The 23,927-nt window shown below is 54.6% G+C and carries 17 protein-coding genes, 1 pseudogene and 2 CRISPR repeat arrays; of the genes and pseudogenes, 7 read left to right on the forward strand and 11 right to left on the reverse strand.

Features of this window, described 5'->3' with window-relative positions:
• Positions 1–20: 20 nt before the first annotated feature.
• The gene (locus tag ACKC9G_RS13775) at positions 21–731 is read right to left on the reverse strand and encodes a response regulator (RefSeq protein ID WP_411406345.1); all 711 of its coding nucleotides are present in this window, start codon (positions 729–731) and stop codon (positions 21–23) included.
• 242 nt (positions 732–973) lie between these two features.
• Here ACKC9G_RS13775 and ACKC9G_RS13780 point away from each other — a divergent pair, with 242 nt between their 5' ends.
• Positions 974–3,757, forward strand: a complete 2,784-nt coding sequence (locus ACKC9G_RS13780; protein WP_411406347.1) for a putative bifunctional diguanylate cyclase/phosphodiesterase — start codon at positions 974–976, stop codon at positions 3,755–3,757.
• Between the two features lie 13 nt (positions 3,758–3,770).
• Here the strand turns inward: ACKC9G_RS13780 and ACKC9G_RS13785 are convergent, their stop codons facing one another.
• The gene (locus ACKC9G_RS13785) at positions 3,771–4,136 is read right to left on the reverse strand and encodes a diacylglycerol kinase (protein ID WP_411406349.1); all 366 of its coding nucleotides are present in this window, start codon (positions 4,134–4,136) and stop codon (positions 3,771–3,773) included.
• 108 nt (positions 4,137–4,244) lie between these two features.
• Between ACKC9G_RS13785 and ACKC9G_RS13790 the strand changes: the two genes are divergently transcribed.
• Both ACKC9G_RS13790 and gshA read left to right on the forward strand, forming a co-directional pair.
• Positions 4,245–6,596, forward strand: coding sequence for a Tex family protein (locus ACKC9G_RS13790; RefSeq protein ID WP_411406351.1), 2,352 nt, complete (start codon positions 4,245–4,247; stop codon positions 6,594–6,596).
• 192 nt (positions 6,597–6,788) lie between these two features.
• Positions 6,789–8,369 carry a glutamate--cysteine ligase gene (gene gshA / locus ACKC9G_RS13795; protein ID WP_411406353.1) on the forward strand — a complete coding sequence of 527 codons (1,581 nt, stop codon included), beginning with the start codon at positions 6,789–6,791 and terminating at the stop codon, positions 8,367–8,369.
• Positions 8,370–8,483: 114 nt separating this feature from the next.
• Here the strand turns inward: gshA and ACKC9G_RS13800 are convergent, their stop codons facing one another.
• On the reverse strand, positions 8,484–8,915 hold the full coding sequence (locus tag ACKC9G_RS13800) for a flagellar basal body-associated FliL family protein (protein ID WP_411406355.1): 432 nt from the start codon (positions 8,913–8,915) through the stop codon (positions 8,484–8,486).
• Between the two features lie 144 nt (positions 8,916–9,059).
• On the opposite strand from ACKC9G_RS13800, the gene ACKC9G_RS13805 reads away from it, so the two are divergent.
• Together ACKC9G_RS13805 and rsd are read left to right on the forward strand one after the other, a co-directional pair.
• Positions 9,060–9,548 carry a disulfide bond formation protein B gene (locus ACKC9G_RS13805; RefSeq protein WP_411406357.1) on the forward strand — a complete coding sequence of 163 codons (489 nt, stop codon included), beginning with the start codon at positions 9,060–9,062 and terminating at the stop codon, positions 9,546–9,548.
• A 115-nt stretch (positions 9,549–9,663) separates the two neighbouring features.
• Positions 9,664–10,176: a sigma D regulator gene (gene rsd / locus ACKC9G_RS13810; RefSeq protein ID WP_411406359.1), complete on the forward strand. Its 513-nt coding sequence runs from the start codon at positions 9,664–9,666 to the stop codon at positions 10,174–10,176.
• Between the two features lie 219 nt (positions 10,177–10,395).
• Positions 10,396–11,083: direct repeats of the CRISPR family, unit length 28 nt; unit sequence TTTCTGAGCTGCCTATTCGGCAGTGAAC.
• Positions 11,084–11,213: 130 nt separating this feature from the next.
• Here rsd and cas6f read toward each other — a convergent pair.
• The 8 genes from cas6f to ACKC9G_RS13850 form a co-directional block, all read right to left on the reverse strand.
• The gene (gene cas6f, locus ACKC9G_RS13815) at positions 11,214–11,777 is read right to left on the reverse strand and encodes a type I-F CRISPR-associated endoribonuclease Cas6/Csy4 (protein ID WP_411406361.1); all 564 of its coding nucleotides are present in this window, start codon (positions 11,775–11,777) and stop codon (positions 11,214–11,216) included.
• Between the two features lie 2 nt (positions 11,778–11,779).
• Positions 11,780–12,802, reverse strand: coding sequence for a type I-F CRISPR-associated protein Csy3 (csy3, locus tag ACKC9G_RS13820; RefSeq protein WP_411406363.1), 1,023 nt, complete (start codon positions 12,800–12,802; stop codon positions 11,780–11,782).
• Positions 12,803–12,819: 17 nt separating this feature from the next.
• Positions 12,820–13,791 carry a type I-F CRISPR-associated protein Csy2 gene (csy2, locus tag ACKC9G_RS13825; protein ID WP_411406365.1) on the reverse strand — a complete coding sequence of 324 codons (972 nt, stop codon included), beginning with the start codon at positions 13,789–13,791 and terminating at the stop codon, positions 12,820–12,822.
• On the reverse strand, positions 13,784–15,130 hold the full coding sequence (gene csy1 / locus ACKC9G_RS13830; RefSeq protein ID WP_411406367.1) for a type I-F CRISPR-associated protein Csy1: 1,347 nt from the start codon (positions 15,128–15,130) through the stop codon (positions 13,784–13,786). The genes csy2 and csy1 overlap by 8 nt, the downstream gene beginning before the upstream one ends.
• Positions 15,131–15,163: 33 nt before the next feature.
• Positions 15,164–18,565, reverse strand: coding sequence for a type I-F CRISPR-associated helicase Cas3f (cas3f, locus tag ACKC9G_RS13835; RefSeq protein WP_411406369.1), 3,402 nt, complete (start codon positions 18,563–18,565; stop codon positions 15,164–15,166).
• Positions 18,562–19,554, reverse strand: coding sequence for a type I-F CRISPR-associated endonuclease Cas1f (gene cas1f, locus ACKC9G_RS13840; RefSeq protein WP_411406371.1), 993 nt, complete (start codon positions 19,552–19,554; stop codon positions 18,562–18,564). Before cas1f ends, cas3f begins: the two co-directional genes overlap by 4 nt.
• A gap of 207 nt (positions 19,555–19,761) precedes the next feature.
• Entirely contained in the window at positions 19,762–20,247 is a 486-nt protein-coding gene (locus ACKC9G_RS13845; RefSeq protein WP_411406373.1) for a hypothetical protein, read from the reverse strand.
• Complete coding sequence (locus ACKC9G_RS13850; RefSeq protein ID WP_411406375.1) at positions 20,231–20,440, reverse strand: hypothetical protein; 210 nt, start codon at positions 20,438–20,440, stop codon at positions 20,231–20,233. The genes ACKC9G_RS13845 and ACKC9G_RS13850 overlap by 17 nt, the downstream gene beginning before the upstream one ends.
• 195 nt (positions 20,441–20,635) lie before the next feature.
• Here ACKC9G_RS13850 and ACKC9G_RS13855 point away from each other — a divergent pair.
• Positions 20,636–20,749: pseudogene (locus ACKC9G_RS13855) on the forward strand (IS5/IS1182 family transposase); the annotation flags it as partial.
• Positions 20,750–20,754: 5 nt separating this feature from the next.
• Positions 20,755–22,947: a CRISPR direct-repeat array (repeat unit 28 nt; unit sequence TTTCTAAGCTGCCTACTCGGCAGTGAAC).
• A 221-nt stretch (positions 22,948–23,168) separates the two neighbouring features.
• Complete coding sequence (locus ACKC9G_RS13860; protein WP_411406377.1) at positions 23,169–23,795, forward strand: hypothetical protein; 627 nt, start codon at positions 23,169–23,171, stop codon at positions 23,793–23,795.
• Positions 23,796–23,927 lie beyond the last annotated feature (132 nt).

Raw genomic sequence — 23,927 nt, forward strand, 5'->3', positions numbered from 1 at the left:
GCTCGATGGTTTACCTGTTATCAGCCTTCAGGATTGGGAACAAACAGGTAGCCCTTGCCCCAGATAGTCTGGATATGGTGAGGCGAGCCTTCCGCTTTTTCCAGCTTGGCGCGCAGACGAGTCACACGAACATCGATGCTGCGGTCAAAAGGAGAGCGGTCATAACCTTTCAGCTTGGAGACCAGCATGTCACGGTTCAGCACCTGATTAGGATGCTGTACCAGAATTTCCAGCAGTTCATACTCGCTGGTCGTCAGGTGCAGCAGCTCGTCACGGTGAGTCAGCTGGTGGCGCTGAGTATCCAGAACGAAATCACCAAAGGTGAAGCGCTGAGTACTTGTTTCACCCTCGGCATTCTGGCCAGGACGGCGCATAACTGCGCGAACACGGGCCAGCAACTCACGAGGGTTGAAAGGTTTGGAGAGGTAGTCATCCGCGCCGACTTCAAGACCCACGATGCGGTCCACGTCTTCGCCTTTGGCAGACAACATGATGATAGGCAGATTGCCATGACTGGCTTTCAGACGCTTGGCGATGGACAGACCATCTTCACCAGGCATCATCAAGTCGAGAATCAGCAGGTCGGGAGTACTTTCCTGCAGAGCCTGATCCATAGCTGACGCACCATCAACACAGGTTACCTGAAAATCATGATTCATCAGGTAGCGGCTCACCAGCTCACGAAGTTCTGAATCATCGTCAACCAGGAGAATTGAATGTGTATTACTCATAGGATTTGTCATTCTCAGTCTTTGGTTGAAAGGATAATAGCGGTTCCCGAAAATGTTTCTAGAGTAACGCTCTTTTGCTCTGTATCACAGTGTATCCTAAGAACGGTAAAGTGTCGTGACAGTGTTTCGAGGGCAGGGGGAAATGTTTCATACTGACAAACTATCCCCCTTTTGAACGATACTTTGTGGGTTTATGTGACGCCGCTGACGATAAAACCCTGTGATATCAGGTAGATAAAACCATGACGAACTGGCTATTCAAAAACGTGCTCAAGCTGACTTCCTGGCGCCTTGCGACGGGAGTGGGTGTGCTCGTGCTGCTGGCATTTATTCTCTGCCTGAGCTGGCTTTACCGCCAGGCAGAACATGAGCAGCTGGCCACGGTTCGCCAGGATGAAGCGCGTCTGGCCAAAGTACTGGCCAATGAGGTGGATGGCGATCTGCACAAACAGCTGGTGCGAACTGATCAGACCGGCTCTGCACTTTATCGGCAGGTGATTGAGCCTTTAATTAAAGCCCATTCGCAAATGCCGGATGTCTATTACCTCTACACCATGGTGCATAAAAAGAATGAACTCTATTTCATTCTTGATACGGCGGTTTACGCCAAAGAGGTGAGCTCGCCGTTTAATCTCCAGCCCAGCAAGGTGATGGAACTCTATCAGACGGTCGATTCGCGCACCCAGCAGCTGGTGGATACGCTGGACTCTGGTGGAGTCTATGTCTCAGCGCAGCCGCATCAGGACAGCTATGGCGAGTTTCTGTCAGCTCTCGCGCCGATTTATGACTCAAGCGGCACTATCGTCGCTTATCTGGGAGTGGATATCAGTGCTGCAACGCTGGCTGAGCGTATGGCGCACATTCGTTATGCCTTTATAGGCTCTGTAGCAGCCGCAGTGCTCCTGAGCCTTCTGCTGGCTTTTCTTACTTACCGGGTGCGACAAGCCGCCGCCGCGCAGGAAGCCCGGCGTGCGGAGAGTGAGCATTACGCACGTCAGCATGCCCGCCGCACAGAGCTGATTATTAATTCCATCATGGATGGGGTGCTGGGTCTGGGGACCAATGGCAGCATCCTTACAATGAGTCAGGTGGCCGCCGATATGTGGCATCTCTCCGCAGAAGATGTGCTGCATCAGAGCTTTACCCGCCTTATTGATGGGCCTGATCAGGCGATCGTATTAAGTGCCATTGAGCGCGCGAGTCGCGGGCAGCATTCGCAATTGCAGGTGCGTGGCCGGCGCGGTACGGAAGTCTTCCCGCTGAATCTGGTGATAAGCCCTGGGCTTGAAGGTGAGGATGCCCGCTTTGTTGTCACTGCACGTGACTTAAGCCGTGACATGGCGATGGAAGATGAAGGGCTGATGGCCGCCCAGGTTTTTTCCACCATGAACGATGCCGTCATCATTACCGATGCGGAGGGTCGTATTCTAATGGTGAATGAAGCCTTTACCCGTATCACCGGTTACGCCAAGGAGGATGTGAAGGGCCAACCGGCATCGACCCTGCGCTGTGAGCGTCATGATGACAGCTTTTATGCCAGTCTGATCAATCGCATTGAGCAGACCGGGCACTGGCAGGGTGAGCTGTTCTATCGCCGACAGAATGGTGAAGTCTTCCCTTTGTCGGCATCGATCAAGGCACTTTATGACCGTCAGCAGCGTATCACCCGACTGGTAGGAGTATTTACCGATGTGACCCTGCGTAAGGAGCAGGAACAGCGGCTGCACGATCTTGCCAATAATGACAGCCTGACTCGTCTGCCGAATCGCTCGACCTTTCGCCGTCACTTCGATGAGTTGCTCTCGGAAGCGCGGGGGAGCGGTAAGGGATTTGCGGTATTGCTGATGGATGTGGATGGTTTCAAGCGTATTAATGAATCGCTGGGCCACACCCTGGGTGACAAGGTGCTGCAGCAACTGTCCAAGCGGCTGGAAGGTCTGCAGAATATGTATGAGCTGCTGGCACGCGTTGGTGGTGATCGCTTCGGCCTGTTGATTCGCGCTGAAGAAATGACGGAAATGCTGCCACTGGTGAACCGGCTGCTGAATCTGCAGAAAACGCCTTTCACCCTCAATGACCATGAAGTGGAAATCACCCTGAGTATCGGCATCAGCCGCTATCCCACGGATGGCCACGACAGTGAAACCTTGTACAAGCAGGCCGATATTGCACTCTTTGAAGCGAAAAGCTCGGGCGGCAATACCTATCAGTTCTTTACCACTGCCATGCATGTACGTGCGCTGGAGCGCACCACACTGGAAGCTCAGTTGCATCATGCACTGCAGCGCAAAGAGATCCGCCTGATCTATCAGCCCCAGATCTGCATTAATGATGGCCATTTGATCAGCATGGAAGCACGGCTGATCTGGGGGCATCCGGAGTTGGGCGATATCGACTGCGAGCGTTTCCTGCCAGTTGCTGAGGAAGCCGGCCTTATCGGTACGCTGACCAGCTGGACACTGGATAAAATGTGCCAGCAAATGAGTCTCTGGCATGAGCGGAATATCAGAATTCCAAAGGTATCCACGGCACTTAGCGAGAGGCAGGTCCTGCTGGGTAATCAGTTACTCAGGCTGATAGATGAAACCAGCCTGCGCTATGGTCTGGAGCGCAAATATATTGAGCTTGAGATCCCTGAGACAGTGCTGACTGACCCCGGTGCCAATGTGCGCGCCACCATGGATGGGCTGAAAAATCTGGGCGTGAGTCTGATGGTTAATCAGTTCGGGATGGGTGAGGGCTCCATTACCGGATTGCGCCGCTTTGAGCTTAAAAAGATCAAGTTACCCAGAGCACTTGTGCAGCGTCTGCCGGAAGACGAGGAAGCCTGTACGCTGGTGCGTGCCATTATTGGCATGGGCTCGGCATGGAAAGCACTCGTGCTGGCGGATGGCGTTGAGACAGCAGAGCAGCTGATTTTCCTGCAGGAAAATGGTTGCGATGGGGTGCAGGGTTTGCTGTATTCCCCACCGCTGGAAAGCGGCGCAGTGGAGCAGTTCTATCATCAATTCCAGTTGTCGGTGTAATGCGCCAGCGGTCTTACCAGCGCATCAGAATAACGCCGCCCCAGCAGAGCGCCGCAAAGATCAGGCTCAGCAGCACAGCGGCCGACCCCATATCCTTTGCTTGTCCTGAAAGTGGATGACGCTCTGCCCCAACCCGGTCGACCACACTTTCAATCGCCGAGTTTACTAATTCGCAGATGAGTACGCCGATCAGGGAGCCGATCAATATCAGCCACTGAGGAATGCTGGCGGCGACGATAAATGACAAAGGTATCGCGGCGATCATCAGCCAGACTTCCTGTCGGAAAGCCGTTTCGTGACGATAGGCCTGACGGATACCCTGACAGGAATAGCCTGTGGCATTACGTATTCTCTGCCAGCCCTGCACCTTTGATGTCATTCTCAACTCCTTGAATTATCGCCACTTCTTCCCGTTGAGTGGCATTTCGCGCTGTTTTTATGTTGGTGGTATGCTGGCGCCATCATCCTTATGGAACGTGCCAGTGTTATGAGCAGCTCGACTTTACTTCAGGCCACGCCCCTTGCCCAGCGCCTTGCCACCTCCCTTGCCATTAAGCCCTGGCAGGTCGAGGCGGTGATCAGTCTGATGGATGAAGGCGCCACCGTGCCCTTTATTGCCCGTTACCGGAAAGAGAAAACCGGTGCGCTGGATGATGCAGTGCTGCGTGATCTGGCCCAGGCGCTGGATTATCAACGGGATCTGGACAAACGTCGCGACTCAATTCTTGGCAGCCTGAAAGAGCAGGGCATTACGACGCCTTCCTTGCTAAAAGGCATTCTTGACGCCGAGAGCAAGCAGGTGCTTGAGGATTTATACCTGCCGTATCGACCTAAACGTCAGACCAAAGGCAGCAAGGCGCGTGAGGCCGGTCTGGAGCCGCTGGCGGATCAGCTCGTGCGTGACAGCTCATCGGCACCGGAAAAGCTGGCTGTTACTTTTGTGAGTGCTGAAAAAGGGATCAACTCTGCCGCCGAAGCGCTGGAAGGTGCTCGTGCCATTCTGCTTGAGCGTTTCTCTGAAGCACCTACCGTATTGGCCTCGCTTCGCCAATGGCTATCGCAGAATGCCTGGTTGGCGGTACGAGCAAAACGCGGCAAGGCTGACCCCCAGAGTAAGTTTCGGGACTACTTTGATTACCGTGAACGCCTTTCGCGTGCGGCGGGCCATCGTCTGCTGGCCATCTTTCGCGGTGAACGTGAGGGTGTGCTGAATATCGATATTGAAGCCGGCGAGCAGCAAAACCGTGAAGCTGATGCGCTGGCTCTGCTGCAACAAGGGTTGCGCCAGGATCAGCTGATAGGCAACCAGTTGAGTGTCTGGCTGCGCGAAACCGTGCAGGCAACCTGGGCAGAAAAGCTGTTACCCGGCCTGGGTAAGGATGCGCTGAATCAGGCGAAGGATCAGGCTGAGCTGGAAGCGATTAAAGTCTTTGCCCTGAATCTGCGCGATGTACTGCTGGCCGCGCCAGCGGGCGGCAAAGTGACGCTGGGGCTCGACCCGGGGATTCGAACAGGCATCAAACTGGCGTTGGTCGATGCGACAGGCCGGGTGGTGACCACGGATACGCTCTATGCCCATGCGCCACGTAATGAGTGGGACAGAAGCCTCGCGACCATCGTCAAACTGTGTCAGCAGCATCAGGTGGAACTTATCGCCGTCGGTAACGGCACCGCCTCACGAGAAACAGAACAGCTGGCGCGGGAAGCGGTGGCTAAACTTGCGAATGACAGCGCAAAGGCACCGCAGGTGGTGATGGTCAGTGAGGCGGGAGCTTCCGTCTATTCAGCCTCGGCGTTAGCTTCTGCCGAGTTGCCAGCACTTGATGTCAGCCTGCGGGGCGCAGTCTCTATTGCGCGGCGCTTGCAGGACCCATTGGCGGAGCTGGTGAAAATCGAACCCAAAGCCATCGGTGTCGGGCAATATCAGCATGATGTGGCCCAGACCCAGCTGGCACAAAGCCTGGCGGCGGTCGTTGAAGACTGTGTAAATGCGGTGGGTGTGGATCTTAATACCGCTTCTTCGGCGTTATTGGCCCATGTGAGTGGCCTGAATACGGCGCTGGCTGAGGCGATTGTGCTGCATCGTGATCAGCAAGGGCCGTTTGAGCGACGGAAGGATCTGCTCGCGGTGCCTCGTCTTGGGCCGAAAACCTTTCAGCAGGCGGCGGGCTTCCTGCGTATTCGTGAAGGTAAAGAGCCGCTGGATGCCAGCGCGGTGCATCCGGAGTCCTACGATATCGTCAAACAGATGGCTAAAAGCCTTGGTGCCAGGGTCGAGCAGCTGTTGGGTGCGCCTGAACGGGTAGGGCAGCTTAATCTCTCCGCCTTTGCTTCGGACGCTGTAGGTGAGTACACCCTTAAAGATATTTGCGAAGAGCTGCTCAAGCCGGGCCGTGACCCTCGGCCTGCGTTTAAAACCGCTCAGTTTGCTGAAGGGGTGAATGCCATCAGTGATCTGGCCGAAGGCATGCAGCTGGAAGGTGTCGTCACTAACGTCACGGATTTCGGGGCGTTTGTTGATATCGGTGTCCATCAGGATGGGCTGGTGCATATTTCCCAGCTGGCGGACGTTTTCGTCAAGCATCCCCGGGATGTGGTGCAAAGTGGTCAGTTGGTGAAGGTGCAGGTCATGGAAGTGGATGTTGCCCGTAAACGTATCAGCCTGAGCATGCGCCAAAACCCTGAGCTGCCGGTGAAGCGCAGCTCAAACGAACGGCCAGCGCCAGCAGCGCGGCCCCGTCATCAACAAAGTGCGCAGACCCCATCCCGACAGCCGGAGCAAAGTGCTCCTCAGGGCGCCTTGGCCGCTGCACTCAGTAAAGCCCGGGATAAACGCTGAACGTTGGGTGACGGCAGCTCTCAGCGTCCGGCTGTCGTCCCCAGGTATTCTCAGCGGGTGGCATTGAGCTACACTGAATTGCATTCAGCGACAGTCGCCCACACTTGAATACGGCCTGATGCAACCCAAAATCTTGCCCTTCAAGCCAAGCATGTGGCGATCGATTCACAACAATGAGAGAGATTTAAGACCGTGAGTGCATTGTTGCAACAACGCCTTGCCTGGCTAAAAGGACAAGGAGCTGATCAGACCCTGAAAGGGATTCGCCGCGGGCTGGAAAAAGAAGGCCTGCGCGTGCTGCCTGACGGTCATCTCTCCCATCAGGGGCATCCCGAAGCCTTGGGCTCGGCGCTGACCCATGATTCCATCACGACGGATTACTCCGAAGCGTTGCTTGAATTCATCACCCCGGCGATGCATTCGCCCGAAGAGGTGGTGCATTACATGGAGCAGCTGCACAAGTTCAGCTACCAGCATCTGGATAACGAGGTGGTTTGGGCGGGCTCCATGCCTTGCTATCTCGCTGGAGAGGATGATATCCCGGTCGCCCGTTATGGCAGCTCCAATACCGGGCAGATGAAGAGCATCTACCGCCAGGGGCTGGCGTATCGTTACGGCAAGGTGATGCAGACCATTGCCGGCATTCACTACAATTTCTCCTTCAGCGAAGAATTCTGGCAAGCCTATGCCACCATGACGGAAGACACAGAGTCACTGTCTGAAGTGCGCTCCAAAGGCTACTTCCGCCTGATCCGAAACTTCCGCCGCTACTACTGGTTGCTGTTGTATCTTTACGGTGCCTCTCCGGCGATTAGCCGCAGTTTTCTGGCTGGCAATGCCTTTGGCCTGGCGCCCTGGGGCGATGAAACTTTGGTTGCACCGGCAGGTACGACCCTGCGTATGAGCGATATTGGCTACTCCAATAATGCCCAGTCTTCGCTCAACATCTGTTACAACAAGCTCGGCTCCTACATCGATTCGCTGGATCACGCGATGCGGACTTCTTACCCTGCCTATCGCCATATTGGCGTGAAGGTGGAAGGTGAATACCGTCAGCTGAATACCAACATTCTGCAGATCGAGAATGAGTACTACAGCGAAATTCGTCCCAAGCGCACCACCGCGCGGGGTGAACGTCCGCTGGATGCGCTGCGTCAGCGTGGCGTGGAATACATTGAAGTGCGTTGTCTGGACATCAACCCCTTTATGCCGGTGGGCATCGATGCGGCGCAAATGCGTTTTCTGGATGCTTTCCTGCTGTTCTGTTTGCTGGTTGATGACAGCGACAATGACCGCATCGAATGCGAGCGTCTGGCGTTTAACCGCAAGCTGGTTATCCGTGAAGGCCGTAACCAGAGCATCAAGCTGGTTGAGCCGGAAGGGTTGGTGAGTCTGGAAACCTCGGGTCAGCGCATTATGGATCAGGTGATGCAGGTGGCGCAGTTACTGGATGACCAGCACGGTGGCACGGCGTATGCCGAAGCCGTTGTCGCTGAAACCCAGAAGCTGCTGGACCCGATGCTGACTCCTTCTGCGCGGATGCTGGCTGGGCTTAAAGCTAATGATCAGAGTTACACCGAATGGATGCTGGAGCAGTCCACCTCGCAAAGGGCTTACTTTGAAACGCGGGAGGCGGATCAGACCATGATGCAGGCGCTGGAAGCGACCAGCCGCTCCTCGCTTGATAGTCAGCATCAGCTGGAAGGCGCTCAGGATCTGTCACTGGATCAGTATCTGGCGAACTATTTTGGCGCGCGAGTCTCCGCGACCTGATCGCCTGACTGCGCAATAAAAAACGCCCCAACCGTAAGGAAGGGGCGTTTTTTGTAGTGGTCTCAATCGTCCGGGCTTTGAGTGCCGCTCAGGCGCTTTTCAGTAGCACTAAGATTAATCCTGAACGATAAAGCTTGGCATCAGCAGGTTGGTCACGTAAGAGTTGCCCTCTTCGGTGGTCATGACGTCCTGCACTTCTTTAAGCGCATCCTGACGCAACTTTTCGCGACCTTCGACGGTTTTCATGTCATCTTCCGTCTGGCGGCTGAACAGCAATACCAGATTATTGCGAATCTGAGCGGAGTGATATTTCACCAAATAAGCACCTTCATCGGAACTTACCCGCAGGCTGATGGTCGCTTTAATATAGCGAAGATGATTACCGGGCTTGCCAAAGTTGGCGACCAGCGGCTCTTCAAATTCGACGTACAGGGCTTTAGGCGCCGCTGGCTTGGCCTCTTCCTCTGCTGCATAAGCAGATGTGATCTGGACCAGTGCCGTCAGCATGAGCAAAATCTTGAACACGGATAAGACAGAATTTTTCATGGTCGCTCGCAAGGGTGACTGGGCATGAATGTCAAATTACTATAAATCCTGGCTATGGGTGGCGCCAGCATCAGGCGGCGTTAATTAACACCTGATAATCAGTGTAAACCATCACATTTACAGAGGAACCCGAAAGGAATGGTAGTGAGTAATCGTGTCGTCAACGGAGTGGTTGCACTGGGATGTATCATCCTTTTGGCTATCGCCTTTTACATCGAATATGGCATGGGAATGGAGCCTTGCCCGCTCTGTCTGATGCAGCGCATTGTCTTTGGTGTGGTGGGGCTGGTGTGTCTCGCCGCCTTTATCCACAACCCGCAGAGCCGTGGGCTTAAAGTCTATGGAGGCCTGACACTGCTCGTCGCACTGATGGGAATTGGCCTTGCGGGCCGTCAGCTGTGGCTACAGAGCTTGCCGGCGGATCAGGTGCCTGCCTGTGGTCCCGGCATTTACTTTATGCTGGAACGCTTCCCCTTCTCCAAAACGCTGGAAACCATGATCATGGGCTCCGGTGATTGCGCTGAAGTGCAGAAGTTCTGGGGCCTGAGTATTCCTTTATGGTCACTGTTTGGCTTTATTGGCTGCGCACTTGCCGGGATTTTCGGCATTTTTCGCACGCAATCGTCAAAATAGGTAACGTGCGGTTAGCGACAGTTTTTACCTCATGAAACGACTTGTAGCCCTGTGACGTTGGCAGGGCTAACTCGACTTGATAGAGTCCTAAAGGCTGCACTATGAGGGATTCGGTATGTTGGAAAAATGTCGTTCTGCTCAGGAGCGCTGGGGGGGCGTTAGTGAACTGATTGATAAATGGCTGAAAGATCGCCAGAGTCTGTTGGTCACGTACTTCCGGTGTTCAGACAAGAGCACGGAAAAATCACTGGAATCACGCGTTCAGGCGCTGTGTTCCTGGTTGGTCGATTATGCCTCCAAGGGGCATTTTGAAGTCTTTGAGCACCTGCTACAGGAAGCTGAGGAATTCAACGACGGTGGCGTCGAGTTCGCTAACGGGCTGATGCCGCGTATTCAGGCGACGACTCATCACCTGCTCGATTTTAATGATGAGTTCTCGGTGGAAGATCTGACGCTGGCACAGGAAGCGGCCTTGCCTGATCGCTTGTCAGAGCTGGGTGAAGTGCTGGAAGAGCGCTTTGCGCTTGAGGATCAGCTTATCGAACTGCTGCATCTTGCTCATAAGGATGTGGTGGCCAAAACTGAAACAGAAGCTGCTAACGACCCGGTCGCCGCGATTGCAGAGTAATCGGCCACGTGCTGATGCTGTTCACCCGTGAGTTCCGTTCTATTGCAGCTTTTGATGATTCAATCCTGAGTGGTTAACGACATCAGGATTTAAAAAACGATTTCTGTACACCACAAAGCCGGCATGCCGAAGAGCCATCTTCAGGATGCCGGCTTTGTTATTTATTACTGCCTACTCGGCAGTGAACATGATGAAGGTCTTTGTCTTTTCGTCGCGGCATTTCTGAGCTGCCTATTCGGCAGTGAACGGCAACGTTATGAAAAAACTTCGGTTTCTAATTTTCTGAGCTGCCTATTCGGCAGTGAACCGTTGTGGTGCTGTCGACTTTCGAGCCGTCCGTTTCTGAGCTGCCTATTCGGCAGTGAACGAATGGGTCAGGGAGGAAAATTTGAAAGTTCTTTTCTGAGCTGCCTATTCGGCAGTGAACGGATCGCGGCCATTGCTCGCGTGCATCAGCAATTTCTGAGCTGCCTATTCGGCAGTGAACCAGTCGTTGAATCACCGTTAGATGAAGTAACGTTTCTGAGCTGCCTATTCGGCAGTGAACTCGACCATGGAAAGCTCTTTCGCCATATCTAATTTCTGAGCTGCCTATTCGGCAGTGAACTCCTTTTGTACGCCATGTACTTCGTTCTCTTGTTTCTGAGCTGCCTATTCGGCAGTGAACCCACGGGAGAAAAAAAGCTGGGCGCGGCCTTTTTTCTGAGCTGCCTATTCGGCAGTGAACATGAGTAACATATATCACACGTGACACACGGATTTCTGAGCTGCCTATTCGGCAGTGAACGGATTCGTTCTCTGCCTCTCGCTGAGTAAGCATTTCTGAGCTGCCTATTCGGCAGTGAACATTTCACATCGACAGCTGACACTGGCGGCACTTTTCTGAGCTGCCTATTCGGCAGTGAACTAGAGCGTTTAAACCCTAACTGTCTGATTTTTAAAGAGCAATCACCGAAATACGGCGCTCACCCCTTTTTCGAGGAGGCGCCGTAAGTGGTTGATTTTTATAGGGCTAAATAACGGCCCTAAAAAAAGGGTCAGAACCAGGGCAGGGTGGCGCTCTGGCTTAACCCGTAGCTGTTAAAGCTACCCTCTGTCGGTTGGGGTTGCGGTTCACCCAGCGCGAGAAATAGCCGAAAGTGCTGGCCACTACTGTTGCTTCGCATCTGGATAAAGGGCAGTTCCAGCGTTTTCGCGGCGCTGTCCGGCAGGTGCAGGGCAGCCTCGGCTTGCGTCACACTGTGGCGGCGCATATAGCGACGGCGCAGGCGCTCAGGGTTGCTTTTAGCCTGTACGCGACGCAATGCCCGGTAGCTCACCCCGGCAGGGACGGGTTTAATATCACCACGCTCTACATGGTCCAGCATGCCGGTTAACCAGGGTTGTCCCATCAGCTGGTCAAGGTCGGCCGCTTTGCCATGCAGGCGCAGTACGCCTCCGAGTGCTTCGCGTTGCTGCTCAATACGCGGGAAGCTGACGCCGATTTGCTGGTGCTCCCCCGCCGCCAGTGCCCGATGCAGTTTGCTGTAAAGGGCGCTCATCAGTTGCGAGGCGGTAAAGTCCGGATCAGGCCGCAAGCGGATATCAAGGTAGTGAGTCATGATCAGTCCGCCTTGCCGAAGACGCCACCGCGAATCAGCGTGGCCATCACGAAGTGCTGTTGCTCAATCGCCGGGACTTTATCTTCCGTCACCCAGCTATCCAGCAGGGTGTAGAAGTCCATCTTGGCTTTTGGCTGGCGGTAAGCTTTACCTTCGGTGGTGACAGAACCATAGGGTTCGACAGCGATAGGGCCAAGAGCATCGCCACTGTCGTTCGGGTACCAGGTGTCGATAGTGCGCAAGGCATTGCCGATTTTCTGGGAATGGATGCCGGCGATGTCACTGACCTGATAGAGCGTTTTGCTTTTGCCATTGCTGGACTTATCAAGAATCAGCTCCTGCGAGGGGAAAGCTTCCTGGCCTGCACCCATGCGCACAAAGGCCACCACGGACAGCAGCACATGGCGCTTACCTGCCAGACCTTCAGCGATCAGGCTGGCCAGTTCATTGACGGCGGCAGTGCTATCGAACTCGCGCAGCGAAAAGCTCAGGGCATCAAAGGTCCATTGCTGGGCGGCTTTGCCTTCGACCAGATGGCTCACCACAACTTCGACTTGTTCAGCGCCGATGCGGTTACGCCACAAAAAACGGCCATTAGCGAGGTTGCTGGCATAACGCTTCGCCAGCTCGGTAAAGCCTTGCTGGTCGGTATAGCTGGCAACGGTGGACAGCAGTTTGCTGCGGTAGTCGCTGTCGTTGCAGGCCGAAGGCGTGCCAGCGCCTGCCAGTACGCGCAGGGTGAAGCGTACCATCAGGGTGTCGGCATCGCTGGGCAGGGCGGCAAAATCGACGGTTTGCAGGTTGGGGTTCTCAATGGCCGCATCCAGTTTGGCGGGGTCCTGATCTTTGGTTTTCAGGCGGTTGGAAATCGTACCGCGAATCGATTTTGTGCCAACGGGAATGCCTTTCCATTGCTGGCTGCTTGCGCGATCACTCCAGTTTCCGGCAAACAGCAGGGCATCGGAGGGGTCCAGTTTGCGTTCAAAGGCCAGAACTGAAGCGGTTTTAACAGTAGTAGTTGCCATCGTTAGGTTCCTTTTACTTAAGCAATATCGTTGAACGAGGAAAGAGTTTGGTTGTTCACGCAGCGGTACAGACCATCGCTACCATCGGTGCTGTGCCAGAGAAACTGATCATGATTATCCAGACGGTGTGGGCTAACCCACTGGCCGACGGAGTAGAGGCTTTCGACAAAGCGCAGTGGCACCGACATATCACGGGCATTGGCGACCTCGCCGGGCGGGCAGAGGGGCGCTAGTGCACCAAAGCCAACGGGAATGGGCACCAGCCACCCTTGTGGGCGACTGGCTTCCCATATCACTTTGGCCGCAGTGTTGTCTTCTGTGGGGCGCGGGCGAATATGCAGGCGCGAGAGATCAAGCCAGGCATCCAGTCGACTCGCTTCTGGGTTGTGTTGTTGCAGTTCATTCAGCCGCGTGGCGAGCAGATCATCCCGCCCGACCAGCGCGAAACCCGGCAGCCAGCGACGACGTAAAGCGCGAAACGCTTTCGCCCGTGTTTCCGGATCATCATCCAGCGGCACCAGCTGGGGTTGCTGGTAAAACCCCGGTGTTCCGGGCAGAGCAGGCAGCACGCTGCCACCGGCAATTCGCAGGGTCGCAAGCTCTTCGGCGCAGTACTTGGCTGCTTCTGCCTGCTCCTGCGCGGTGCCACCCATGCCTTCTGCGCCAACGCCGAACACCAGTGTGATGTCCATATGGGCCCGGCCTTCTTCGACGATAGCTGCCGTGCTGCCATCTTTATCGACAGGGTTGCGCGTCAGGCAAAAGGTGCGGGTATAACCGCCTTGCGTCACCTGCGCTTCAAAGTCGTGGCACACCACGCCCACACTTAACAGCGTCAGGCCGGTGCGTGCGTTTACCTTGCGCTCCAGTGCTGTCATCAGGCCGGTGAAGGCGGTGATGGCGGGGAAGCCCCAGGTCATCGGGCTGGAAATGCAGTTGGCATTCTGTACCCGAATCCGCGGGATGATCAGTAAGCCTTTTTCACTCATCGCACAGCTCCTTCTGCAATTGATCCAGCTCTTTCTCGAGGTGCTTTAGCCACTCACGCCAGTCATCGGTCTGCTTGACCTCGTTATTCCATTGCCGATGCTCAGGGTCGCCCACTTCGAGTCCCACCTGTCGCAGGTAACGGTTGAGCCAGTTGGCAAAGCGCTCACGGATTTCCTGTTTCCAGTCACCCTGACGCCACTTTTTACGAAACTCCTCATCCTCTTCCGTGCGATAAGGGTCAAGCCATAAGGCTTCCGCTTCTGCCAGTCGGCACTCAGGGGCTTTGCTCCAGCCTGCCGGAAGTTGCCAGAACTCAGCGCTGAACTGCAGCAGTTCATCGACCAGTTTGGAGGTCAGGGAGAAACGGGTTTCACGCGTGCGCAGGTTTTTTGGCGGATTGCCCACGAGAAAACCCTGCAAGGCGCGCACGGTTTGCCAGACCTCACGCCGACGACTAAACCGTGGGAAAACAGAATCGGTCCGCAGCGGCGGTGTTACTAAGCGGCGGTCCCAGCGCGGGGGCAGCGAAGCGAGCAGGTAGTTGTTACCACCTCGTTCGCTATTGAGCTGGCTGATATTTTGAGGCTTGGTGCCACCCAGTTTCTGCACCGCGAGGGCAGGGTAGTCGTAATAACCGGTGTCGTGCGGCTCGCCTTTGCGACGGGCCTCACGCGCGGCTTTAGCTTCCTCGCCAAAGCGGTGCTGGTTAATCTGCTGAAAGACCTGATGGCTGAGCGAGCTGGCATAAAGCGGTGCCAACAGGTGGTAATGCTCGTCATTCAGAGGATCATCTCCCGTCATCCAGTACACCTGCTTCGCCCGTTGGTGGCTGGAAGTATTACCACGGCTGGCGACCAGACCGGCGAAAGCATCGCGCCACTGCTGTGCCTGCCCGGCATCTTCACTTAAGGCAGAGGTGAAAGCCGCGTCATTGGCGCAGGCTAGCGCCAGCAAGCTTTGACCTGCCTCATTGCTGAGCTTGAGGAATTTATACACATCCAGAGCGGCGGCATTACCTACCACATCGGCGCTGAAGTTGGCCGGTAAGTCATGGCTGCCAAGGACTTCATGCTGGGGTAAGTCGCTTGGTGTGACATAAAGATTCGTCCCCCGCGCATCGGGGTGAATCGCTTTTAAGGTATGGGTGACGCTTTGAATTTGCCCCACACGTCGCGCGGCATCCTCCAGCCAGGTGCTGTACTGATATTGTTCGGTCAGCGCGTGGTATTTCGGGTCATCAGGCGAGAGCTTATCAAGCTTTGCCTCTAAGCGTTCCTTGATAAAAGCAGCGATCAGCGCACGGAGCTTGATCGCTTCATTTTGCGGGTTTTCTGTCATAGCTACTCCTTCAGTCATGAACGTAAAAGTGGGCTATCGGTGTTGCCTGAATCCCAGCACCGGGTGAAAGCGCCAGCCTTGGGTATTCACTGGCAGTCGCATGGTGGCAAAGCGCCAGGCGCAGTCTTTAAGGGGCATGTCCAGCTCATCCGCTAATGCGGTCAAAGCGCTGAGAAGATCTGTTTCTCCCCAGGGGCTGATGCCATTGCTGGTAAAAATACCCTCGCCGTCATAGCGCATCAGGCTGTTATCAATCAGCAGGGTTTTGGGCGCGCGTGGGTCGCTGCGGTCGATTTCATGGCAGAGCAAACGCTCTTCGTCTTCATCGGGGAGGAAGACCAGCTCCTTATAGCGGCGGTCGTCCTCCCGAAACGGGAAATGCTGCGCCATCACGCCAGTTAAATGCAGATGCGGGATGTCCCAGCAGCTGTAAGCGCCGAGTGGTGCAAGGGTTGGGGTAGTGCTGGCGCGGCCTCGGCGACTATTACTGGCGACGGGGCTTGTGGTCTCGGGTGCCAGCATCGTTGTGCGGGTCCTCTGATGCTCCAGATCGACCAGATTGGTGTGAGGTTCCAGCGGCGTGCGCTCAAGCAGTCGTGGACGGGCATCCATCTGCTGGTATTGCGATGGCGTCAGAATGTCCCCCAGCCGGTGGCTTTTCAGCTGAGTTGATTGGGTTTCATATCCCGGACGGCAGAAGGCGGGTTTGTCTGGTGCTTTCAGATGGTGGACGTTGGTATCGAGAATCAGCAGGTTGGGTTTCTCACAACCTCCTGAGCGATGGCGACGGACGCGCCCCGCCAACTGAATCAACGAGCGCATCGAGGAAGGTTCTGCAATGGCCCAGTCATAGTCATGGTCGCGGCCGACTTCGGTGACAGGGCTGCCGAGTACCACAAAGACCTGTTGCGGCTCAGGATGATGATCAATGCGCTGGCGAATATCCGGTAAATCAAACACCGCCTGAGGCTGGCGACGGTTTAACGCCTGATCCAGCCGGTACTCAATCGCGGAGCGTAAAAATAGCGGAAATTGCGAGTGATAAACGCAGAGGTGAATACGCCAGTCTGCCGCGACAGGATGGGTAAACAGCGCCACAGCGACCTCGATCAGCGGCTCGATATTGGCCATGCGGATTAACCCAAAACTGATGCGTTTTTGGCTATGGGGATCCTTGCTGGCGTGGGCGAAGTGCAACGCCTGTAGGTGCTCGACCAGTAAAGGCGCGATGGCGTTGCCGATATCCTCACGTTTGATGATGGGCGCGGGCATGGCCAGCAGCTGTGCTAACCGCCGCGCCTCTTGCGCTGCCAGTCGGCTGGCCCGCTGTTCAGCAAACTGCCTATGCTGCTGGCTAAAGAGGGCTTCGGTGGCGCAATCACTGGCCAGACATTGATGTTCATCCACCCAGGCGCAAGCAATATCGACCGCTAAACCCGGCTCACCGCGCTGCTGCTGGTAAGCTTCGCGACCTTGCCGATAGGCATTGAATAACCCTTGTAAGAGCGCAGGCGGTAAGGTCGCGGAGGACAGCACAATACGGCTGCCCAGCAAACCGCACCAATACACCAGTCGCGTCAGTGCGTAGCTGTCGGCCAGATCAAAATCGTCCGGCTCATCCAGAATCAAATCACTGCTTAACAGGCGCAGCATCGGCAATATTTGTGCGCCGCCTCGCAGGCTTTCGGTGGTGGGCATCAGGTGGTCAATCGTACAGACCAGAATCGGCGCTTCAAGTAACTGGCGGCTACGGCCTTCCAGCATCAGGCGTGATAGCAATGGATGCCCTTCGGTGTTGCCCTCAAAACGCAGATGGTTGTCTTCTTCCAGTAACGAGGCGGCAGAGGCAGAGCCGTTCTTCTCGGCCTGTTCCTGATAGTGTTCCTGCAATTGTCGATGGGCACTGCCGCCGACGAGTACCGCTAGCTCATCATCCTGTAAATGCAGATGATCCCGCAGGGCGTTGCCGGTTTGCAGCGTCAGGGTGCGAAGACCGAGGGCGATGGTGAAGCGCGCACCTTGCTGCGGGTCCGCCAGTGCGTAAGCGATGCGACCATTGGCGAGGGTTTTGCCGCAGCCGGTAGAGGCCATGTTGACGACAAACAATCCCTGTCGCTCTGATCGTTCCCGTAACGAGACGGCCATATCGGCGGCTTTGTCCTGCCAGCGAAAGGCGACATTCTCGCTGCGGCGGCGAAGACCACGGTGACGCGCCAGTCGGGGCAACTGCCGTTCAACATTGGGGAGCGCATGGCTGACCAGACTGGCATGGGCACATACGCCCAGCAGATGCTCATCCAATGGTTGGTTCATCGCGCCGGTGGCACGCAGGGTGTTGGCAAAAAGCGGGTAATCTTTCTCGCCGCTGACACGTTGCGGGTGTTTGATAAAACCCTGATCAGCAGGCGCGTGGGGTGAGGGTTTAACGCTACTGAGTGAGGAGTAATAGTGATCGGCCAGCATTAGCGTCAGACGCGACAAATGCATGATGTAAGGGCTATTCAGCCACTGCTCAGCACTCCCCTGAGTCAGCGCGCTAAGCAGCCGTTTCGCCAGACGCGAGGCACGTTTTTTCCACAGAGGGGTAAGGCTGGGGAGCGCATGGTCAAACTGCCAGTAACCTTTTAGCTCCTTCGGTGTCGCGGGGGTGACGACTTCATTCCAGCGCGCATCAATCTTCTGCAAAATATCCTGCAACCCCACGCTGTTCAGGCTCTGGGGTTTGGCTCCGGCCCAGAGCTGCTGTTGCTGTTCGTCATAAGCAGGATGAGCAGGTAAACGGTGGTGGCTAAGAATCAGCCAACCCACTGCACTGGCAATGGCCGGTAAACCGGCAAAGGGGCGGGTGCAATGTTCATCCAACCCGTCGCGTTGCAGCAAGTTAAGCCAGCGCTGGTCATCCTCAGGCGTGGGGTCGAGTAAGCGCGTCAGCCATTGCTCGTCAGTGTCCTGCCCGACAAAGGCGAGAAATAACCGCAGGGAAATCCATTCATGACGATAGCGATTACGCTCCGTGAGCTTGCCCGTTAACCGTTGCTGAAAAGCCCGGCAGGCTTTGCCCAGATCATGCATTAATGCCGCCAGTGCCGAGAGCAGGTAAATCGCATCGCCACAGTGCCAGTCGTTTTCATCCTCCTGACGCAGAACGTCTTTAGTGGTGGTGTTGGTAGGTGTGGCTCCTTGCAGATTAAAACGGCTGCCATCGCCCACCACCCACAGCAACTCGCTGTGATCACGCCCGCGTATCCAGTGGCACGCCACGGCGGTATTGCGTCGGGCGGACTGGCGCAGCAGTTTGCGCAAGGTCGTCAGCCCCGCCTGAGTGATGGCGGTTTGCCAGGTGCGATCACCTCGGCGCTCTGCAAACTGATCAAGAATGCGGCGGGTTTGGGTCAGGGCGCGTTTGTCACATTGGGAAATCAGCAGAATATTCATCCTTGTGACGATTCCTGCGCTGTGTGCCCAAGGGATTCGGCGGTGGCCTTGAGGGTGTCGATCATAAAATCCAGCGCTTCACTGCGGGTGAGGCCTTCAATGCACTGCTGGCGGAAGGTTTGCTCCTCATCACCCCGCATCGCGCAGATAAAGGCCAGCGGCAGAATGATGGCGTCTTTCACCAGATCGGCGACATCAAACACCAACCCGCCGCGACGGGTTTTACCATGCAGCACGGCTAAGCCGTGGGGCAGGCCCAGCACCCAGCAAGCGGTGGCGCCGAGGCCATAAGCGAGATAATTGCCGTGATCGAGAAAGCGGTTAGCCGGGTCGGTTCCGCCACCGCGTTTAGCGCGAACAAAGTCGCCGTAGTGGGTGGTCTGCGCTGCCAGTTTAAACAGACGCTTGCTGAGTCTGGCCTCTTCGGTCAGCAGAAAGGTATGGTCAGGCGCGGCGGCAATGGCGTGGGCCGACTTTTCCAGTGCAGCCTCAAGCGACTCATGATCAGGGGAAAAACCGGCGTCTTTGAGGACTTTATCGTGTAGCCATTGCTGGCGGATACGCTCAAGGCGGGCGAGCTGAAAAGCTTTGGCGGCCTCCAGCCGTAATTCATCAGAGAACCAGAAGCGCACCCAATGTTGCAGGTATTCGGTCGGGCGGTATTCACTTTGCGGCGAGAACCACGCCACTTCGATATCCATTTCATTGGCGCTGAAAAGCGGTGTGCCGCCACCACCGCAAAAACCGACCATGACACCTGCTTTGGCCAATTCCCGCATGGCAGCTTGGGTGATTGAGGTGCCGGTGCCAAGCAGTAACGTCGTGGTATTGGCAATCGGAATATTCCAATACAGCTGGCGCTTGCCTTCATCGGTGACATATTCCACCCGCCCACCGTTGACCAATACCCGACAATGTTGCAGGTAATAAAGGTTGGCGCGTTTGGAATGCAGAATGGTTTTTAGATCGGAGGGGCTAAAGTCTTCCATGACACCGTCATTCATCTGCGAAATGAACTGACAGCTATAGCCCAGCCAGTAACCAAGAGCAACATAAGGACGGAGAGTTGTAATAGACAGGTCAATTGACCTGTCTATTACACGACGGGCTGCCTATTCGGCAGTGAATACTTATTGCTATTCGACGGTGTTGTTATTTATTGCGTTACTCGCGCTGCAGACGTTTGCCAAGTCCACTCATCTCGCTGTTTTGATCTCCTCGAGCATTTCCTTACGGCTTTGCCTGGCCGCCTGATAATGCCGAATCATCTCCACCGCTGCCTTACTGTGATAAAACCATCCTGAGAAGAGGCTGGCGGTAATACCCACCAGAGCGGCCCAAAGCAGGGCTGGCGATTGTCTGAAAGCGAATAAGCTCAATACCAACAGCAGCATAACATTGGTGTAAACAAGCAGTCGCATCCACGTCATTGGCCACATTTTTCCGCGCGTCATCATGATGTTGGGATGAATGAGCAGCAGGATATAAGGGATAAGTCCGAAGAAGAGACCTTTGGCAAACATGCGAAAGTCATAGAACTGACTCAATACACCAGCAAGCAGAGTCATCACCATAGCGATAGCAACGATGCTGCCCATGATTGAGGCGACAAACCAGAGGGTATGCGGTGCAATCAATGCCAAAGGTTCATTGGGCGTTGCCTGTTTACTCAACTTCTTCATAGACACCTACTGCAAGACTGCCCGTCTGGCGAAGAAGCCCACCAAGAGCACTGCCCGTGAAACCCGCGGTAGCAGCAAGGACATCACGGATGCGGCGTTGTGTCGCTTCAGTAATCTGCTGAGTGGTATAGCGCTTTGGAAGAGAGTTGCTTCTGCGCATAAGACGCAGGGTAGAGAATCTGGTTGATGGCATCCATTTGCTTAATCCATTAAGTCCACTAGGAAAGACGGCCATAGTTTAATAACTGGAGAGAAGCTGACAACCCTGTTGCGGGGCTGATGGATATCGGAACAGGGCCCATGTCGTAGACTGAAGGTAGAACAAGCCTGCCTCCCCGAAGTACAAAACAACGAATGGGACGTCCTACAACGCCGCGCTTAAAGCGTATGGAAAACGAAAAAACACGGTGCAGACTACAGTCGCCAGTGGTGCAAAGTGCCTATAGGTATTGATGCGAAGACGCTGGAAATTCGGGCCATTGAGGTCACCGACACCACCGTGTGACGCCCCGATGCTGCCTACTCGGCAGTGAACTCGAACTTTCCGAAACCGAACCGTTAGCGTCTTTTCTAAGCTGCCTACTCGGCAGTGAACTTCAAGCGGTAACGTCTCGGCAGGCTCGATGATTTTCTAAGCTGCCTACTCGGCAGTGAACCTGCAGTCGATCTATCTCGACAAACCCCCGCTTTTCTAAGCTGCCTACTCGGCAGTGAACTGAAAGATGAGCTGAAAACGCTTCAGGGCAAATTTCTAAGCTGCCTACTCGGCAGTGAACTCTCTTGTGATCAGGTGCACCGGTGCGGTCTATTTCTAAGCTGCCTACTCGGCAGTGAACCCGTACACCACAAAAGCTGTGGTTAACTGGCTGTTTCTAAGCTGCCTACTCGGCAGTGAACGTGCAAAAGGCGGATCGGTCTGGTTTCTGGGCTTTCTAAGCTGCCTACTCGGCAGTGAACTTGACGGTGATTCTACCTTTGCACCTGATGACTTTCTAAGCTGCCTACTCGGCAGTGAACATAGTTGCGGCCATGTGTTAGCTCCGTAGTCTTTTCTAAGCTGCCTACTCGGCAGTGAACCAAGAGGCTAAAGCAGCCGGGGTTAACTGGCATTTCTAAGCTGCCTACTCGGCAGTGAACAGGTCTGAATCATGCCTTCCTTACTTCGCCACTTTCTAAGCTGCCTACTCGGCAGTGAACAGTAGCTGGATCAGTGGCCACAGAGTTACTTATTTCTAAGCTGCCTACTCGGCAGTGAACGCACGAGTGGTGGTGACTGCCGATCCGTTCCATTTCTAAGCTGCCTACTCGGCAGTGAACATTACCGTGAACCGCCGCGCCAAGTTCCTGCTTTTCTAAGCTGCCTACTCGGCAGTGAACGGATGTACACCTGATTCTGAGCGTCTGTCACTTTTCTAAGCTGCCTACTCGGCAGTGAACTATGACTCCTGCACTATTGGCTTTTTTCATTTTTTCTAAGCTGCCTACTCGGCAGTGAACCACCAGCTTTTTACCTGTTTCCAGCCGCTGGTTTTCTAAGCTGCCTACTCGGCAGTGAACTCGGTAGCTATTACCCAGTCGATAACATTCCATTTTCTAAGCTGCCTACTCGGCAGTGAACAAGCGCCAGGCATTGGAGCAGGCAAACACTCATTTCTAAGCTGCCTACTCGGCAGTGAACTGCCGGGGTAGTTTCCTTATCATCGCCGATCATTTCTAAGCTGCCTACTCGGCAGTGAACCACTCGATCGCCTCGGCCTGCAACGCCCAGAATTTCTAAGCTGCCTACTCGGCAGTGAACGACATGATCTTCTTAGCCCGCGCAGCCATCTCTTTCTAAGCTGCCTACTCGGCAGTGAACTTCGCTCAGCAACTGGTCATTCTTTACCTTCATTTCTAAGCTGCCTACTCGGCAGTGAACTGTTCGGCGTCATTTCAGTGATGTAAGCGATTTTTCTAAGCTGCCTACTCGGCAGTGAACCCACATCAACGACCAAAACAACGTGTACAACTTTTCTAAGCTGCCTACTCGGCAGTGAACACACACTGGATGCCAATTCCACCAGCGCCGGATTTCTAAGCTGCCTACTCGGCAGTGAACGACGTTGGTGAAGCAAAGATCCCATCCAAAATTTTCTAAGCTGCCTACTCGGCAGTGAACATTGTCATAGCCTTCTTCCTTAGCCGTCTTCATTTCTAAGCTGCCTACTCGGCAGTGAACTGACTTCCTTGCTGCTGCACTGGGCGGCACATTTTCTAAGCTGCCTACTCGGCAGTGAACCGAGCAGTTGGCGTTCAGCGTAGTGAACTTGCTTTCTAAGCTGCCTACTCGGCAGTGAACATTACCGCTTGTCGGCTTGGTTCCTGTTGATTCTTTCTAAGCTGCCTACTCGGCAGTGAACCAGGCGGTACCGCGACCGCCGTTAACTCGACATTTCTAAGCTGCCTACTCGGCAGTGAACCTGCCGGTCTATTACGTCTGCACTCTGAACTATTTCTAAGCTGCCTACTCGGCAGTGAACTAAAGCGTTGGGAAAATTCTTGTCTTCGTTCTTTTCTAAGCTGCCTACTCGGCAGTGAACTACGTTACCGTCACTATCAACAGAGTTTTCAATTTCTAAGCTGCCTACTCGGCAGTGAACGCAAAGGTACGCTTGTCACCGGCAACGCATTCATTTCTAAGCTGCCTACTCGGCAGTGAACTAGAGCTTATGATCCACAGGCTCTTGTTCTTTAAGTACATTGTTCTGGTTTCGGCGTAAAACCCTTTTTTTAGCCGCCCCGCCAAGTCATTGATTTTGCGTAAATTTAAAACGGGCGTAAAAAAAGGGTCTGAATCTTCTGCTAAACTACCGCGCTGTCGCTTTCCCATTTCGTTAGCCTGGAAGCTAGGCTTTCACTTTTTCTGATTTCTTAAGGACCCCATGAAAACCTCCACTTTGCTGACCTGTTGTGCGCTTTTCTCGCTGTCAGGATCAGTGTCTGCCGAGCCGCCGACGGCTCACTTTGACCGGATTCTTGATACTCGTCTTGAAGCAACTAACTTTGCGGCAATCCAGCAGGAATGGGGAGAGGCGCCTGTCATGGAGTCCGGGCAGGGCGGTGAAAAGGTCTATGCCTTTTGTTATCAGCTGGAGGGTGAAACTCAGTTAACCCTGCTGTCCGGTGAAATGGGCGGAGATGATCACCAGTTGCTGGGTTATCAGCTGACGGCACAGGGTAAAGAGAAATGCGCCAATCCTGCGAAGCCGATCGTGGCGTCTGATGTGCTCGTTCCGGGATTAAGCCTGGGAATGACGCAGGAGGCTTTTGCCGATTACTTTGGTGATGTCAGCTGGAACAAAGGCCAGCCTTATCATTATTACGAGTGGGAACGGCCCTTAAGTGAGCAGGAGCTAAGCGGATTGCCTCCAAGCTTTCGTGATCTGGTGAAAAGCGGTGAGCATTCCGGCAAGGCGGATGTGGGGCTGTCAGTGTCGGGCCACTTTATCGAAACCGCTGGTAGTAAAAGCATGAACCAAATTACGGTTTGGCAGGTCTCGACGTACTAAGCTTGCTGGATAACTATTGAAGAAGGCGCCTTGGCAAGTGATTGCCCTGAGCGCCTTTTTTATGACTGAGCATTTATCACTAATGAGTTTTCATAGGAATGGGTAGTTTTTTGTGAGGCTTTCTATTTAAAT

It is taken from the genome of Pokkaliibacter sp. CJK22405, assembly GCF_046614695.1.
In the GTDB taxonomy this organism is placed as follows: Bacteria; Pseudomonadota; Gammaproteobacteria; order Pseudomonadales; family Balneatricaceae; genus Pokkaliibacter.